Origin of the sequence: Rhodanobacter sp. B2A1Ga4 (genome assembly GCF_018101315.1) — a bacterium.
Classification (GTDB): Bacteria; Pseudomonadota; Gammaproteobacteria; order Xanthomonadales; family Rhodanobacteraceae; genus Rhodanobacter; species Rhodanobacter thiooxydans_A.
In genome coordinates, this window is the sequence record NZ_JADBJR010000006.1 from 51,398 (window position 1) to 67,453 (window position 16,056).

The 16,056-nt window shown below is 66.9% G+C and carries 18 protein-coding genes and 1 riboswitch; of the genes, 13 read left to right on the forward strand and 5 right to left on the reverse strand.

The window, feature by feature from the left end; genetic code table 11:
• Positions 1-11: 11 nt before the first annotated feature.
• The 3 genes from minD to IMW82_RS16015 all read left to right on the forward strand — a co-directional run bounded on the left by minD (position 12) and on the right by IMW82_RS16015 (position 1,711).
• On the forward strand, positions 12-827 hold the full coding sequence (gene minD, locus IMW82_RS16005) for a septum site-determining protein MinD (protein WP_108471114.1): 816 nt from the start codon (positions 12-14) through the stop codon (positions 825-827).
• Between the two features lie 5 nt (positions 828-832).
• Positions 833-1,117, forward strand: coding sequence for a cell division topological specificity factor MinE (gene minE / locus IMW82_RS16010; RefSeq protein WP_211005283.1), 285 nt, complete (start codon positions 833-835; stop codon positions 1,115-1,117).
• A 99-nt stretch (positions 1,118-1,216) separates the two neighbouring features.
• Positions 1,217-1,711 carry a hypothetical protein gene (locus IMW82_RS16015; protein WP_211005284.1) on the forward strand — a complete coding sequence of 165 codons (495 nt, stop codon included), beginning with the start codon at positions 1,217-1,219 and terminating at the stop codon, positions 1,709-1,711.
• Between the two features lie 13 nt (positions 1,712-1,724).
• On the opposite strand, the gene chaB is transcribed toward IMW82_RS16015, so the two are convergent.
• From chaB to IMW82_RS16035, 4 genes are all read right to left on the reverse strand, one after another.
• The gene (chaB, locus tag IMW82_RS16020) at positions 1,725-1,952 is read right to left on the reverse strand and encodes a putative cation transport regulator ChaB (protein WP_108471111.1); all 228 of its coding nucleotides are present in this window, start codon (positions 1,950-1,952) and stop codon (positions 1,725-1,727) included.
• 105 nt (positions 1,953-2,057) lie between these two features.
• Entirely contained in the window at positions 2,058-2,648 is a 591-nt protein-coding gene (locus tag IMW82_RS16025; RefSeq protein WP_211005285.1) for a DNA-3-methyladenine glycosylase, read from the reverse strand.
• Between the two features lie 63 nt (positions 2,649-2,711).
• On the reverse strand, positions 2,712-3,173 hold the full coding sequence (locus tag IMW82_RS16030) for a carboxymuconolactone decarboxylase family protein (protein WP_108471109.1): 462 nt from the start codon (positions 3,171-3,173) through the stop codon (positions 2,712-2,714).
• Positions 3,174-3,208: 35 nt separating this feature from the next.
• A complete protein-coding gene (locus IMW82_RS16035) occupies positions 3,209-4,045 on the reverse strand; it encodes an isocitrate lyase/phosphoenolpyruvate mutase family protein (RefSeq protein WP_211005286.1) in 837 nt (278 codons plus the stop codon).
• A 139-nt stretch (positions 4,046-4,184) separates the two neighbouring features.
• Between IMW82_RS16035 and IMW82_RS16040 the strand changes: the two genes are divergently transcribed.
• Together IMW82_RS16040 and IMW82_RS16045 are read left to right on the forward strand one after the other, a co-directional pair.
• Positions 4,185-5,945, forward strand: coding sequence for a DUF885 domain-containing protein (locus IMW82_RS16040; RefSeq protein WP_211005287.1), 1,761 nt, complete (start codon positions 4,185-4,187; stop codon positions 5,943-5,945).
• A 110-nt stretch (positions 5,946-6,055) separates the two neighbouring features.
• Positions 6,056-7,198 carry a DUF2235 domain-containing protein gene (locus IMW82_RS16045; RefSeq protein ID WP_211005288.1) on the forward strand — a complete coding sequence of 381 codons (1,143 nt, stop codon included), beginning with the start codon at positions 6,056-6,058 and terminating at the stop codon, positions 7,196-7,198.
• A 16-nt stretch (positions 7,199-7,214) separates the two neighbouring features.
• On the opposite strand, the gene IMW82_RS16050 is transcribed toward IMW82_RS16045, so the two are convergent.
• Complete coding sequence (locus IMW82_RS16050; protein WP_211005289.1) at positions 7,215-8,483, reverse strand: multidrug effflux MFS transporter; 1,269 nt, start codon at positions 8,481-8,483, stop codon at positions 7,215-7,217.
• Positions 8,484-8,560: 77 nt separating this feature from the next.
• Positions 8,561-8,664: riboswitch (Fluoride riboswitch) on the forward strand.
• 66 nt (positions 8,665-8,730) lie between these two features.
• On the opposite strand from IMW82_RS16050, the gene crcB reads away from it, so the two are divergent.
• The 8 genes from crcB (at position 8,731) to parC (ending at position 15,991) form a co-directional block, all read left to right on the forward strand.
• Positions 8,731-9,117, forward strand: a complete 387-nt coding sequence (gene crcB, locus IMW82_RS16055) for a fluoride efflux transporter CrcB (protein WP_027494033.1) — start codon at positions 8,731-8,733, stop codon at positions 9,115-9,117.
• A gap of 13 nt (positions 9,118-9,130) precedes the next feature.
• Positions 9,131-9,469 (forward strand): DUF190 domain-containing protein, encoded by a 339-nt coding sequence (locus IMW82_RS16060; protein WP_211005290.1) that lies wholly within the window; start codon positions 9,131-9,133, stop codon positions 9,467-9,469.
• A gap of 32 nt (positions 9,470-9,501) precedes the next feature.
• Entirely contained in the window at positions 9,502-10,620 is a 1,119-nt protein-coding gene (gene cfa / locus IMW82_RS16065; protein ID WP_211005291.1) for a cyclopropane fatty acyl phospholipid synthase, read from the forward strand.
• Positions 10,621-10,929: 309 nt separating this feature from the next.
• Positions 10,930-11,421 (forward strand): HEPN domain-containing protein, encoded by a 492-nt coding sequence (locus tag IMW82_RS16070; RefSeq protein ID WP_211005292.1) that lies wholly within the window; start codon positions 10,930-10,932, stop codon positions 11,419-11,421.
• Between the two features lie 236 nt (positions 11,422-11,657).
• Positions 11,658-12,080, forward strand: coding sequence for a lysozyme inhibitor LprI family protein (locus tag IMW82_RS16075; protein ID WP_211005293.1), 423 nt, complete (start codon positions 11,658-11,660; stop codon positions 12,078-12,080).
• A 111-nt stretch (positions 12,081-12,191) separates the two neighbouring features.
• Positions 12,192-12,599 (forward strand): MAPEG family protein, encoded by a 408-nt coding sequence (locus IMW82_RS16080; RefSeq protein WP_211005294.1) that lies wholly within the window; start codon positions 12,192-12,194, stop codon positions 12,597-12,599.
• A gap of 96 nt (positions 12,600-12,695) precedes the next feature.
• Entirely contained in the window at positions 12,696-13,568 is an 873-nt protein-coding gene (locus IMW82_RS16085; RefSeq protein ID WP_211005295.1) for a TraB/GumN family protein, read from the forward strand.
• Between the two features lie 185 nt (positions 13,569-13,753).
• Positions 13,754-15,991, forward strand: coding sequence for a DNA topoisomerase IV subunit A (gene parC / locus IMW82_RS16090; RefSeq protein WP_211005296.1), 2,238 nt, complete (start codon positions 13,754-13,756; stop codon positions 15,989-15,991).
• The last annotated feature ends 65 nt before the right edge of the window (positions 15,992-16,056 follow it).

Consider the following 16,056-nt stretch of genomic DNA (forward strand, 5'->3'; position numbering starts at 1 on the left):
GAGATGGGCCCTTGACTGCTGAGATTATCGTTGTCACCTCCGGCAAAGGCGGCGTCGGCAAGACGACGACCAGCGCCTCGCTCGCCACCGGCCTGGCCATGGCCGGCAAGAAAGTCGCCGTGATCGACTTCGACGTCGGCCTGCGCAACCTCGACCTGATCATGGGCTGCGAACGGCGCGTGGTGTACGACTTCGTCAACGTCGTGCACGGCGAAGCGACGCTGAAGCAGTCGCTGATCAAGGACAAGCGCTACGAGAACCTGTACGTGCTGGCCGCCAGCCAGACCCGCGACAAGGACGCGCTGACCCAGGAAGGCGTCGAGAAGGTGCTCGACGGCCTGTCCGAAATGGATTTTGACTACGTCGTGTGCGACTCCCCGGCCGGCATCGAGAAAGGTGCACACCTGGCGATGTACTTCGCCGACCACGCGGTGGTGGTGGTCAACCCGGAAGTCTCCTCGGTGCGTGATTCGGACCGCATCCTCGGCCTGCTCGCCAGCAAGACCCGGCGCGCCGAGAAAGGCGAGTCGCCGATCACCCAGCACCTGCTGCTGACCCGCTACAACCCGGCCCGCGTCGCCATCGGCGAGATGCTCAGCGTGAAGGACGTCGAGGAGATCCTCGGCATCGAAGTGGTCGGCGTGATCCCCGAATCGGAGAACGTGCTGACCGCCTCCAACAACGGCATCCCGGTGATCGTCGATGCCGCATCACTGGCCGGCCAGGCGTACAGCGACACGGTGGCCCGCATCCTCGGCGAAGAGCGCCCGTTGCGCTTCATCGACGTGCCCAAAAAGGGCTTTCTCCAGCGCGTGTTCGGAGGTTGATCACGATGGGTATTCTCGATTTCCTCAAGCGCAAGCCCGAAGCCACCGCCACGGTGGCACGCGAACGCCTGCGCATCATCGTGGCCCAGGAGCGCTCCACCCGCGGCGCACCCGACTACCTGCCGATGATGCGCAACGAGCTGCTCGAAGTGATCAAGAAATACGTCCACGTCGACCTCGATGCGATCAACATCAATTTCGAACGCGACAGCGGCCACGAGATCCTCGAACTCTCGGTCACCCTCCCGGAAGGCAAGCAGGCGGCCGGGAGCGAGGCCAAGACTGGCTGAGACCGGGCGAGCCACCGCCGTTGCGCTCTTCTGCCGGGCGACCCCGCCTCGCCCGGCACTCCCCGCCACTGAAGTCATCCGCGCCCACTGCGCACGCCCATGTATCCCGACCTCCCTCCTGTCCCCGCCGACCCGGCCAGCACCGTGCTGCGCGTGGGCCAGATCGGCTTTGACGCGCCCACGGCCCTGCTCGACCGCTTCGGCCTGCAATTGCGGTGGGTGGCGCCGGGCGAGCCGATTCCCGGCAGCTTCTGGGGCGGCGAGGAGGCCGGCATCATCGGCAGCACCGTCTATGCCCGCGACGACACCCCCGTGCATTCGCTGCTGCATGAAGCCGGCCACCTGATCGTGCTGCCGCCGGAAAGACGTCCAGACGTCCATACCGATGCCACCGACTCGATCGAGGAAGAGGACGCCACCTGCTACCTGCAGATCGTGCTGGCCGACGAATTGCCCGGCGTAGGGCGCGCACGCCTGATGGCCGACATGGACGCCTGGGGCTACACCTACCGACTCGGCTCGACCCGCGCCTGGTTCGAGCAGGATGCGGACAACGCCCGCGATTTCCTCCAGGCGCGCGGCCTGCCCTGCTGACCTGCTGCAGCGGCTACTTCGGGTGCCAGTCGCCGTCGTCGCCCTTGCGGTACTTCTTCTTCACCGCCGCCCAGGCCACCTTGTGCGCGGCTTCCTCGCGCGACTCGCTGCCGCGGCGCTCATCCTTGTCGGCATATTCGTCCCAGGCGCTGTTGAACGCCTCCTTGTAGATCTCCTGCGCGTGCTTCGGCACATGGCTGCGCACGGCATCGGGCAATTCGCTGATGGATGAGTACGGCATGGCTCGGACTCCGCAGCTGACGAAACGCTGCCGGCAACCGTGGACCACGCGCGATCAAACCGCCGTCAACTTCATGTTGCCTCCGCGGCAACCACGACGCTCCGTTCAGCGACGCGAGACGTGCGGGTCGCCAGGCACGTACCAGCGCCAGGGTTCGTCCATTGCCCGGCTGATGCCGACGCGCGCCGTGGCCACTGGCGCAGCGGGCGGCGGCATGCCGTCGTCGACGATGCTGAATCCGCCGGCGCCCCCGACCAGGTCGATGCCGTCCTGCGCGCGGCCGATGCCCATGGCCTGGCACAATCGTGCCGGCCCGCGGCACAGGTCGCGGTCGCTGCGGCAACCCGCTCGCGCCGCACGCATCGAGGCCAGTCCGTCCAGCGGCGCCAGCGCGCGCAGCAACACCGCGACGCCTTCGCCCTCCTCGCCGCAGACCGGGTTGCAACACCAGTGCATGCCATAGGTGAAGTACACATAGAGCAACCCGGGCGCGCCGAACATCGTTGCATTGCGCGCCGTGCGACCGCGCCACGAGTGCGCGGCCGGATCCAGCGGCCCGCAGTAGGCCTCGGTTTCCACGATGCGGCCGCTGCGACCGTCTGCATGCAGCAACACCTTGTTCAGCAGGTCGGGCGCGACCGCGCGCGTATCGCGCCGGTAGAACGCGCGATCCAGCGCCACGGGCCGGTCAGGCATGCTCGCGCATCCGCGACACGAACGCCGCTGCCGGCTTGCGGCGGGACAGCAGCGGCGCCACGCTCAGCCCGCCGACTTCGGCTGGTAGCTGCCCACGTCCGCGCGAAAACCGATCGCCAGGCGGTTCCAGCCGTTGATGGTGATGATGGCCAGGGTGAGGTCGACCATCGACTTGTCGTCGAACTGCGCATGCACCTCGTCGTACAGGTCATCGGGCAGTTCGTTCGTCGACACCAGGGTGACCGCCTCGGCCCAGGCCAGCGCGGCACGTTCGCGTGCCGAGTAGAACGGCGCCTCGCGCCACGCCGCCAGCACATGCAGGCGCTGTTCCGTCTCTCCGGCGGCGCGCGCGTCCTTGCTGTGCATGTCCAGGCAATACGCGCAACCGTTGATCTGCGACACGCGCATCTTCACCAGCTCGATCAGCGAGTGCTCCAGGCCCGAGCCGTGCACATACATTTCCAGGCCCAGCATGGCCTTCAGGCCCGCCGGTGCCGCCTTGCCGTACTCAATACGCTTGCTCATTGCAGACTCCTCGATGAAAAAACTGCCTGCGTCGCTCAGGCCGGCTCGAACAGCCGCTGTGCGTCCGCATAAGTGAAAGTTGCCGCCAGGCCGTCGAAGCGGCCGCTCTCGCGCAGGGCCGCGGCGGCGCGATCCACTGCCGCCATCGCCAGCGTGGCGAAACGCGTGGCCGTGCTCACGCGGGCCACGCCGAGCCGGGCCAGTTCAGCCAGCTCGGGCATGCCGGGGCCAGCAGCCACGTTGACCGGGGCAGCGACCGCCTGCACCAGCGCGGCCAGCGTGGCGCGGTCGCCTAACCCGATCGGATAGATGCCGTCGGCGCCCGCCGCCAGATAGGCCTGCGCACGCTGCACGGCATCGGCGAGCGGTGCGGCCGGGTCGGCAGCGTGCTGCATCCAGTTGTCCACCCGCGCGTTGATCATGATCGGCACGCCAGCCGTCTCGGCTGCCCCGCGTGCGGCGTGGATGCGGGCCGCGGCTTCCTCGACGGGTCGCAGCGGGCCGTGGCCGGGGCGCCCGTCCTCCAGGTTGATGCCCACCGCACCCGCCGCGATCACCGCGCGCACCGTGGCGGCCACCGCCTCCGGCATCTCGCCGTAGCCGGTCTCGATGTCCGCCGTCACCGGCAGCTCGACCACCCGCGTGATCCGCGCGATCGCCGCCAGCACTTCGGCCAGCGGCACCTGCTCGCCGTCGGCGTAGCCGAGCGACCAGGCCATGCCGGCGCTGGTGGTGGCGATCGCCGCGAAGCCGCGCTGCGCGAACAGCCGTGCGCTGCCCGCGTCCCACGCGTTCGGCAACAGCAGGATCGCGGTGCGGTCGTGCATCCTGCGGAACGCCTGCGCCCGGTCGATCTGCACCTGCTTGTCCATGGCTTGCAACCCTTGTCCGCCGATGGCGGTGAAACGCGCAGCGTACGCCGCTTGCGCCCCGCGCGGAAACTACTGAAAAATGGCCGCCTCCGGTGCCGGCAGCCCACGCCGATGGCACGTCCTTCGAAAGAGAACCAGCATGCTCCGAACCGCACGCCTCCTGCTCGGCCTGGTCGCCGCGCTGACGCTGGGCAACGCCACGGCGGCCGCCGTCGACAGCGCCGCCGCGGACCAGGCCTTCATGCACCTGGCCGACGGCTACTTCGACAGCTACTACTTCCCAACCAACCCCTCCACCGCCACCCTCGACGGCATCCACGCCTACGACAACAAACTCGAAGGCTATTCACGCAGCGACATCGAGGCCAACGTCAAGGCGCTCAGGCAATGGGAGCGGCGCGTGGCGGCGGTCGATCCCGCGCCGCTGGGCGAGCGCGTGCGTGGCGATCGCGAGCTGGTGCTGAACAACATCCGCAGCACCCTGCTGACGCTGGAGACGATCCGGCCGTGGCAGAAGAACCCGGACATCTATTCCAGCGGCATCACCAGCAGCGCGTTCACCCTGATGGAACGCAAGTTCGCCCCGCCGGAAACCCGCCTGCGCGCGCTGATCGCACGCGAACGGCTGATGCCGGCGGTGCTCGCCGCGGCACGCCGCAATCTCGACAACCCGCCGAAGATCTACGTGCAGATTGCGCTGGAACAGCTGCCGGGGCTGGTGCAGTTCTTCCGCAACGACGTGCCGGCGGCCTTCACCGCAGTCACCGACGCGGAGCTGAAGCGCCAGTTCGCCAGCAGCAACGCCGCCGTGATCCAGGCGCTGGAGGATTACCAAGGGTGGCTGAAGAGCGCCGTGCTGCCGGGCGCGCACGGCGACTTCCGCATCGGCGCCGCCGCGTTCCGCGACAAGCTGAAGTACGACGAGATGGTCACCCTGCCGCTGGACCGGCTGCTCGCCATCGACATGGCCGACCTGCGCCAGAACCAGCGCCACTTCGCCGAAGTGGCGCACCAGCTCGACCCGACCAAGACTCCGCGCCAGGTGCTGGCGGAACTTGGCTCCGACTACCCTCCCCCGGACAAGCTGCTTGAGAGCTTCCGCGCCACCTTCGACCACCTGACCGCCTTCATCCGGCAGAAACGGATCATCACGATTCCCTCGGACGTGCGGCCGATCCTGGAGGAAACCCCGCCATTCATGCGTGCCACCACGTTCGCCTCGATGGACACGCCCGGGCCGTACGAGACCGTCGCCAGGGAGGCCTACTTCAACGTCACGCTGCCCGAGCCCGGCTGGAACAGCCAGCGCACGCAGGAGTTCATGGCGCAGTTCAACTACCCGGTGATCAGCTCCGTCGCCACCCACGAGGCCTATCCCGGCCACTACATCCAGTTCCTGTGGATGCAGCGCCTCGATGACCGCGTGCGCAAGCTGCTCGGCGCCAACACCAACGTCGAGGGCTGGGCGCACTACTGCGAGCAGATGATGCTGGACGCAGGCTTGGCGCAGTTCGAATTCCCGCACGACCGGCGCCAGCAATTGCTGCTGCGGCTCGGCCAGCTGCAGGATGCCCTGCTGCGCAACGCGCGCTTCGTGGTCGGCATCAAGCTGCACACCGGGCAGATGACGATGGACCAGGCGGTCGACTTCTTCGTCAACGAGGGCTACCAGTCGCGCGCGGTCGGCGAGGTCGAGACCAAGCGCGGCACAGCCGATCCCACCTACCTGTACTACACGCTGGGCAAGCTGCAGATCATGAAGCTGCGCGCCGATCTCGAAGCGCGGCAGGGCAAGGACTTCAACCTGATGGCGTTCCACGACGGCTTCATGCAGCAGGGTTTCGCGCCGATCCGCATCGTGCGCCGGGCGATGCTGCACGACGACTCGCCCACCTTGTAGGAACGACACCGGCCGGTCGCGGGTGCCGCCGATACCATTCGCGCGGCACTGGCCGGGCACGGCATCACGGCCTAGAGTCGGCGCAGACGAACCGGACGACGGAGGGCGCCATGGCCACGCGCAGGCTCGTGCTGCTGTTCGACGGCACCTGGAACAAGCCCGAATCGAACACCAACGTGGAGCGCCTGCGCCGACTGCTGGCGCCGCGCGACGACGCCGGCAACGCGCAGCTCATCAACTACATCCCCGGTGTGGGCGTGAAGCCCGGCCTGGCCCACCTGCTCGGCGGCGCGTTCGGCTACGGCCTGTCCGGCAACGTGCTCGATGGCTACCGCTGGCTGTGCGAAACCTGGCAACCCGGCGACCTGCTCTACCTGTTCGGCTTCAGCCGCGGCGCCTATACCGCGCGCAGCCTCGGCGGGCTGATCCGCAAGTGCGGCCTGCTCCGCTGCGATACCCACGGCCGCGTGGCCAGGCCGGACGTCTCCGCCGCCTATGACTTCTATCGCGACACCCGCAGCAAGCCCGACGACCCGGCCGCGGTGGCATTCCGCGCCAGCCATTCGATCGTGATCGACATCCACTTCATCGGCGTGTGGGACACCGTCGGCTCGCTCGGCATCCCGGGCACCGCCTCGTGGTTTCCCTTTGCGCGCAAGCGCTACCAGTTCCACGACACCGAACTCAGCAAGATCGTGAAGTATGCCTACCAGGCGCTGGCGCTGGACGAGCACCGCGCCGACTTCGCGCCCACGGTATGGACGCGCAATCCGTACACGGTGAAGCCCGGCGAGACGCTGACCTCGAAGAAGCTCGAACAGATCGAGATCGAGCAGCGCTGGTTCATCGGCGCGCACTCCGACGTCGGCGGCGGCAACCAGTGCGATGGCGCCGGGCGCCGGCCCGACCCGCTGCCCGACCTGCCGCTGGCGTGGCTGCAGCGCAAGGCCATCGCCGCCGGACTGGCCAGCGACGCGCTGTTCCTGCCGGAGGACGACGCCGACTGCGGCGTGCCGCGCAATTCGTACGCTGAGTTCATGGACGGCCTCTACAAGGAGTTCAAGCCGCCGTTCGACCGCAGGCTCGGCACCGGCGTCAACGAGAAGATCGACGGTTCGGTATGGCAACGCTGGCTCGCCGACTCCAGCTACCGCTCGCCTTCGCTGGTCAGCGCACTGGCCGACAACAGCGCTCTGGCATTGGCAGATGCCGTGACGCGCATCCCCGCTGCCATGCCGGGCTCACCGGCGTAGCCAGTGCGGCGGCGCCTCAACGCGGCTCGGCGATCCCTGCCTGAATCCCGGCCGCCGTATCGACGTCGGCCAGCGGCGGCTCCAACGGATAGCGCGTGATGCGGTGATACCACCACCACGCCAGCACGCCGAGCAGGGTCAGCGCCGACGCGCCCAGCGCCAGCTGCAGCATGCTCGCCGACAGCAGCGGCGACATCACCCCGGCCACGAAGCTGCACAGCAGCAGGCTGGCGAACGCCTGCACCGAGGAGATCCCGCCGCGGTGATGCGGGAAGCGGTCCAGCAGCAGCAAGGTCAGCGTCGGGAACGCCAGCTGCACGCCGATGCCGTGCAGGATCAGCGGCAGCATCGACCACGGCAGCCGCGGCGCAGGCAGTGCCAGCGCCAGCAACAGGTGCGCCGCGCACGCCAGCAGCATCACCGCATAGCCCAGGCTCACCGTGGATTTCGCGCTGTGCCGCCCGGCCATCCACCCGGACAGCCAGGCGCCGCCGATCAGTCCACTCACCACCGGCACGAACAGCCACGGAAAACCCTGCGCCGACAATTGCAGCAGCCCGCGCACGATATGCGGCGCCGAGGCGATGTACAGGAACAGCCCGGCGAAATTGACCGAGCTGGAAACCAGCAGCGGCCAGAACACGCCGTCGCGGCCGAACGACAGGTAGCCTGCCAGCAGCGGCCGCGGCGCAAACTGCGTGCGCCGTGCCGGCGGATGGGTTTCGTCCAGGAACTGCTGCAAGGCCAGCGCCAGCAACAGCGCGAACACGGCGAGCAGCCAGAAGATGCCGTGCCAGCCGCCCAGCGGCAGCAGCAGCGCGCCGACCATCGGCGCGATCACCGGCGCCACCCCGAAGATCATCATCACCTGCGACATCAGCCGCTGCGCAGCCGGCCCTTCCAGGCTGTCGCGGATCACCGCCCGGCCCACTACCAGCCCGGCGCCGGCGGACATGCCCTGCAGCGCGCGGCACGTCAGCAGCATGGCGAACGAGCTGGATACTGCCGCGCCCACCGACGCCACCGCGTACACCAGCAGGCCGGCGACCACCACCGGCTTGCGCCCCACCGCGTCGGAGATCGCGCCATGGAACAGACTCATCACGGCATAAGTGGCCAGGTACACGCTGACCAGCTGCTGCAGCGCCGTGGCGTCCACGCCGAAGCGTGCGCCGACCAGCGGAAACGCCGGGAACACCGCGTCGATCGAGAACGGCCCGATCATCGACAGCGCGGCCAGCAGCCACGGCAGGCTGCGGCGCACGGGGCGATGGGCTGGGCTCATGGCGGCACGGTGGCTACGAGGGGCCGCGCAGTATAGAACCGCTGCGCTTGACGATCGACCGGCCCGATCCATTAGGATGGCCGCTCGGAGATGGCATGCCTCCTGTTCCGGCACCTTCATGCGCGCCGGGCCAAACCGCTACTCGCGATCCTGCGTTGAAGCTGATGATGCCTGCACCTCCGGTTCCCGGCGGCGCAGGCGCGCCTGCCGCGGCAACCGGACACTTTCACTGTCGGGAGGCACGCACGTGGGCTTGAACGGATTTGTGGCAATCGGCATCGGCGGCGCGCTGGGCTGCTGGCTGCGCTGGGGACTGGGCGTGCTGCTCAACCCCGTCTTCCCCACCCTGCCGCTGGGCACACTGGCGGCGAACCTCGCCGGCGGCCTGCTGATGGGCTGCGTGATGGGCCTGTTCGACCACTTCCAGACGCTGTCGCCGGCGCTGCGGCTGTTCGTGTTCACCGGCTTCCTCGGCGGACTGACCACGTTCTCCACCTTCTCGGCCGAGTCGGCCACGCTGCTGCTGCGCCAGCAGTACCTGTGGTTCAGCGGCCACGTGGCCGTGCACGTGGCCGGCTCGCTGGCGATGACCGTGCTCGGCATCGCGCTCACCCGCAGCCTCTTGCGCCACTGACCGGGGGTACCGCATGAACCACGAAAACCTGCAGCAAGGCGTGCACCTGACCTTCTATTGCCACTCACGCGCGAAGCACGACGGCATGCTGCTGTCCGAGTGGCTGCTGGAACAGGCCAGGGCGCATGGCCTGGGCGGCGGCTCGGTGTTCCGGGCGATCGCCGGCTTCGGCCGGCATGGCGTGCTGCACGAGGAACAGTTCTTCGAGCTCGCCGACGACCTGCCGGTGAAGATCGAATTCCTGCTGCGCGAGGAGCAGGTCGAACTACTGCTGCAGCTGGTGCGCGCAGCCGGTGTCGACGCGACGTATGCACGTTCGCCGGCAAGCTTTGCCGTGCTCGGCGGCCGCTGACCGCCGCGATTCCATCCACCGCGAGACGACGCATGAGCCAGGACGACTTGAAGAATCGCGCCAGCGAACTGCTCGAACAGGCCGGCATCCACATCGACGGCGACGCCCCGACCGACCTGCGCGTGCACGACAAGCGCCTGTACGCGCGTGTGTTCGCGCACGGCTCGCTGGGCCTGGGCGAGGCGTACATGGACGGCTGGTGGGATGCCGACGACCTGCCCGCGCTGTGCACCCGCCTGCTCACCGCCGGGCTGGACCAGGAACTGCGAACACTCGACACCCTGCTCGCCCACCTCAAGGCGCGCTTCGTCAACCTGCAACGCGGCGAGCGCGCGTTCGAGATCGGCAAGGTCCACTACGACCTCGGCAACGACCTGTTCCACGCCATGCTGGGCAAGCGCCTGGTGTATTCCTGCGGCTACTGGGCCAAGGCCGGCAACCTCGACGACGCGCAGGCCGCCAAGCTCGACCTGGTCTGCCGCAAGCTGCAGCTGAAGACCGGCCAGCGCGTGCTGGACATCGGCTGCGGCTGGGGCGAGGCGCTGAAATACGCAGCCGAACACTACGGCGTCGAGGGCGTCGGCATCACCGTGTCGCAGCAGCAGGCCGATTACGCGCGCGAGCTGTGCAGCGGGCTGCCGATCGAGATCCGCCTGCAGGACTACCGCGAGGTCAACGAGCAGTTCGACGCGGTGTATTCGATCGGCATGTTCGAACACGTCGGCGGCAAGAACTACCGCACCTATTTCGAAACCGTGCGCCGCTGCCTCAAGGACGACGGCCTGTCGCTGCTGCACTGCATCGGCAGCAACGGCGCGCCGGCGCAGCCCGACCCGTGGATCGAGAAGTACATCTTCCCCAACTCGATGATCCCCGCCGCCAGCCAGGTCGCCGCCGCGCTGGAGGATCTGTTCGTGGTCGAGGACTGGCACAACTTCGGCGCCGACTACGACCGTACGCTCACCGCGTGGCGCGCCAACGTCGAAGCCGCCTGGCCCAGCCTGCCGGCCAGCTACGACGAACGCTTCCGGCGCATGTGGCGCTATTACCTGGCCGTATCGGCCGCGGTGTTCCGTAGCCGCCGCGACCAGCTGTGGCAACTCACCCTGAGCCCGCGCGGCGTGCCGGGTGGGTATCGGGTGCCGCGGTGAGCTTTGCGCGGCTGTTCGCGTGGCGAGCATTGCGAAGAAGCACCGCACAGGCCAGTTCCTGCCACGCCCGAACGGTGGTCGTATGGCGATGTAGGATGACCGGCAGGGGTATTTCGAGACGGTGCCGTGTCTTCGCGAGATGACCTGACATGACGCGTCGAAACGCTGCGAAATCAGATTGCGCCACCAAGCTGCGCAGGACAAGCCAAGTACTGAATCAGGTAGTAAAAGCCGGAAAGATGTCACCACTGGTGTGGGATAAGCCGCGGGCTTACGCTGCAATTTGAAATCCAATTCGAGTGAGTCGCCATGGACGCATTGCGTCGCATGCTCATGCTTCGAGAAAGCCTGTCTTGGACCGAGGCCGCTAACACCTTGACCGAATCGGGCGAGCATTTCGACGCTGCCACACTTCTTCGACTGCTCGCTTTTGAGTTGGCCTTGAAAGCTCTTGTAGAGCAATACACCACCTCTCAAGCGCCGAAACATCATCGGTATGCCGAGATCTTCAAGTTACTCCCGGACGATATTCAGCGGCGCTTGCTGGAGGTGGCTGGGGAGCGCATCGGCCCATCTAGGCTCGGACGGGATGCAAACGCAGTGCTGGAAGAGCTCGGGGAGAATTTCAAGGGTCTTCGATATCCTTGGGAGCGGTACGCCGGACTCTCCGAGGAGCAGTATTCCCGGTTAGGGCAAGACTGGATCGCTGCAGGAGCCCAAACGGACCACGCAGCATTCCGCTTTTACCCAGAGGAGCTCTTCGGACTTACATATGCGGCACGCCATCTGGCTGGCTGCTGACAATTAGCCCCAGCCGACACCACTTTCATACGATGGGTTAGTGCATCGCCATGCGCCACAGCAAAGTCGCAACCGACATAACAGAAAGGTGTCAGGAGCAATTTTCTCACATACCCTTCCAGATCCGGTGAGCCGGCGTATCTGGTCTTGTGCAATGTGGAATAACAGTTCGTTCGAGGCGGACGGCTGCGGCGCCACTCAACTACAACGTTAATCTATCTCAAGGGACAATAGTGATGAAAGGCAAGCTTCTTTCTCTCCTTGCAACGTTTCTTGTAGCACCGGCGCTTGCTACGACACCTGTCCCGGTTTGCGACATCGAGATGCAGAGCAATCAGATGGAACGGGGCATGTGCGCTGCTCGCCTTTATAAGCAGGCGGACGACTACCTCAATCAGCTTTATAAGCAACAGGTCAAGTATGAGGTCGATGCCAAAGACCTCCGTGATGCTCAGAAAGCCTGGCTTGAGTACCGGGATAAATCTTGTGCTTATGAAGCCCCTCAAAGCCCGCCTGACGTACAGGGTGGAAGCGACGAAGCCGAGGAGAAATATCGGTGTCTTGCCTCTTACACGCTCGAACGTGCACGAAGGCTTGAGGACTACATTGAATGTCAGTCCTGGAATGGGCCATGCATAAGCGGCAGAGCATCGAAATAACAGGACGGATGAAATTGAGTCAGCCCTTCGAGCAAAGTAGGCGCAGGTGATCAATTTGATGTAATCACCTTCGCCCCGAAACCATCACCACACGCGATCCGCCGACCGAACATGACCACCTCAGCCCTGGTACTTATCCTGTTCCTCGCCTGGACGCTGCTCCTGCTGGTCGTCATGGAGGCGCTGCGCGGCTACCTCGTGGTCACGGGCCGCGTCCGTTCGAATGAGTTCAAGCCCGACAACGCGAATATCTCGCCGTTCATGCAGCGGCTCGCCCGCGCACACGCCAACTGCGTCGAGAGCCTGCCGGTCCTCGGCGGCCTGCTGCTGGTCGCCATCGTGATGGGCCGGGCGGAAGTCACCGATACGCTTGCGCCCTGGCTGCTGGGCGCCCGGATCGTCCAGTCCGGCATTCACCTGGCCTCGACCAGCGTCATCGCCGTCAATGCCCGCTTCACCGCCTTCGCCGTGCAAATAGGCATAGGCGTCTATTGGGTCTGGAAGCTGCTTGGCCTGTAGCCATGGACGGCCATTGCAAACCCCGCGGGCTCGATGCCGGGACTTTTTTCCTCGCGGCCGATTGAACAACTACGAGCTTGCCGCGACACTCCCCGCATGAAACCCTCGCTTACCCTGCGCCTGCTCGCCTGCCTCGCCCTGCTGTTCGCCTGTACCTCGGCGCTGGCGAATCCTGCCTTGTGGGTGGTGAAGAAAGCCGACGCCACGATCTATCTGTTCGGCACCGTGCACCTGCTGCCGAACGACGCCAGCTGGCATTACCCGGCGCTGGACCGCGCGCTTTCGGACAGCCAGACGCTGTATATCGAGCTGGTTGACGACGATGCGGCGAACATGGCCGCGCTGGTGCTGCGCCACGGCATGGACCCGACGCACCCGCTGTCGACCCAGCTTGGCGAGGCGGATGCGCAGCGGCTGCGCATCCTCGCGAACAAGGCCGGCGTACCCGGTGGCATGCAGACGCTGGACATGATGCGTCCGTGGCTGGCCGCGCTGACACTCACCGTGTCGCCGCTGCTGAAAGCCGGGCTCGATCCGGAGCATGGTGTGGACAAGCAGCTGAAGGCGCAGGCCTCCGCCGCCGGCAAGCCGGTGCTGGGACTGGAAACCGCGGAGCAGCAGATCCGCCTGCTCGCCGACATGCCGCGCTCGGTGGAACTGGACTTCCTGCGCTCGACCATGCGCGAGGCGGCCGACGACTCGGCCAAGCTCACCGAGCTGATCGATGCCTGGAAGTCTGGCGACGTGGATGCGATCGCCCGCATCGGCAACGACGACATGCGCCGGCGCGAACCGAAGCTGTACCAGCTGCTGCTGGTACAGCGCAACGAGGCCTGGGCAACCAGGATCGCCACCATGCTGCAACAGCCCGGCACCGTCTTCATCGCGGTCGGCGCCGCCCACCTGGCCGGGCCGGACAGCGTGCTGGTGCAGCTACGGCAGCTGGGCATCGAGGCGGTGCGCGAGTAGACGCCGCCGGCCCCACGCCGTAGGGCGGGCACCGCCCGCCGGCTTTTGACCGGTGGCGGCAAAGAGCGGCGGGCGGTGCCCACCGTACGCGGCGCCGACCCTGCGCTCCTACAAGAACAGGGAGCTTTCTGGCACCATCGACCGGTTATCCCGCGCGTCGCGCGCCACTTCCCTGATCCAACCGCATGAACCTGCAAGCCAATTACGAACAGATCCCGCTCAAGGAATACGCCGAGCGGGCCTATCTCGACTACTCGATGTATGTGGTGCTGGACCGCGCGCTGCCGTTCGTGGGCGACGGCCTGAAGCCGGTGCAGCGGCGCATCATCTACGCGATGAGCGAGCTGGGCCTGGCCGCGACCGCGAAGCCAAAGAAATCGGCGCGCACCATCGGCGACGTGATCGGCAAGTTCCATCCGCACGGCGATTCCTCGTGCTACGAGGCGATGGTGCTGATGGCGCAGCCGTTCTCGTACCGCTACCCGCTGGTGGACGGCCAGGGCAACTTCGGCTCGCCGGACGACCCGAAAAGCTTCGCGGCGATGCGTTACACCGAGAGCAAGCTCAGCCCGATCGCCGAGGCGCTGCTGGGCGAACTGGGCCAGGGCACGGTGGACTGGGTGCCGAACTTCGACGGCACGCTGGAGGAACCGAGCTGGCTGCCTTCGCGCATGCCGCACGTGCTGCTGAACGGCTCGATGGGCATCGCGGTGGGCATGGCCACCGACATCCCGCCGCACAACCTGCGCGAGCTGGTTACCGCCTGCATCCGACTGCTGGACGAGCCGGACGCCACCATCGCCGACCTGTGCGAGCACGTGCGCGGGCCGGATTACCCGACCGAGGCGGAGATCATCACCCCGCGCGCCGACCTGCTGGCGATGTACCAGAGCGGCGGCGGCTCGGTGCGCGCCCGCGCGGTGTACCAGCGCGAGGAGGGCAACATCGTGATCACCGCGCTGCCGCACCAGGTCAGCCCGTCGAAGATCCTGGAGCAGATCGCCGCGCAGATGCGCGCGAAGAAGCTGCCGATGATCGAGGACCTGCGCGACGAGTCCGACCATGAGAACCCGACCCGGCTGGTGATCGTGCCGCGCTCGAACCGCGTCGACGCGGACGAAACCATGCAGCACCTGTTCGCCACCACCGATCTGGAGAAGAGCTTCCGCGTCAACCTCAACATGATCGGCCTGGATGGCCGGCCGCAGGTGAAGGACCTGAAGAAGATCCTCGCCGAGTGGCTGACGTTCCGCACCAGCACGGTCACCCGCCGACTCAACCACCGCCTGGCCAAGGTTGAGCGTCGCCTGCATCTGCTGGAAGGTCTGCGCATCGCCTACCTCAACCTCGACGAAGTCATCCGCATCGTGCGCAGCGAGGACGAGCCCAAGCCGGTGCTGATGGCGCGCTTCCGGCTCAGCGAGGAGCAGACCGACTACATCCTCGAAACCCGGCTGCGCCAGCTGGCACGCCTCGAGGAAATGAAGATCAACGCCGAGCGCGACCAGCTCGAAGAGGAGCGCGCGCGCATCAACGTGTTGCTGAAATCGCCGGCCAAGCTGAAGGGCCTGATCAAGGACGAGCTGCGCGCGGATGCGGCGAAATTCGGCGACGACCGCCGCTCGCCGCTGGTCGAGCGCGAGGTGGCGCATGCGCTGGACGAGAGCGCGCTGGTGGCGAGCGAGCCGGTCACCGTGGTGCTCTCGCAGAAGGGCTGGGCGCGCGCGGCGAAGGGCCACGACGTCGACGCCGATGCGCTCAACTACCGCGAGGGCGACGGCCTGCTCGCCGCGGTGAAGGCGCGCACCACGCAGCAGGTGGCGTTCATCGACTCCACCGGCCGCGCCTATTCCACACCCGCGCACACCCTGCCCTCGGCGCGCGGCAACGGCGAGCCGCTGACCGGCCGCTTCAGCCCGGCCGCGGGCGCCAGCTTCGACGCGGTGATCGCCGGCGACAACGACACCCGGCTGATCCTCGCCACCGACTTCGGCTATGGCTTCGTCACCCGCTTCGAGGCACTCACCGGCCGCAACAAGGCCGGCAAGCAGATCATCTCGCTCAGCGACGGCGCGAAGGTGCTGGCGCCGCAGCTCAGCGCCGACCCGGCGCGCGACCGCATCGTGGTGGTCAGCAGCGAAGGCCACCTGCTGATGTTCTCGGTGGCCGAGCTGCCGGAACTGGACAAGGGCAAGGGCAACAAGCTGATCGAGATCCCGAAGAAGCAGTTGGCCGAGGGCGAGCGCGTGGCCGGCGTGGCCGTGGTCAGCGAGGGCAAGGGCGAAGTGACAATGTACGCCGGCGCGCGCAAGCTCACCCTGAAGTGGGCCGACCTGGTCGAGTACGGCGGCAACCGCGCCACCCGCGGCGGCCTGCTGCCGCGCGGCCTGCGCCACGTCGAACGGATCGAAACCACCGGTTGAACCAACCCGCATTCCATCCGCAGGACGGCTTCGCAGGGCGGGTATTGCCCGCCGGCTCTTCAACA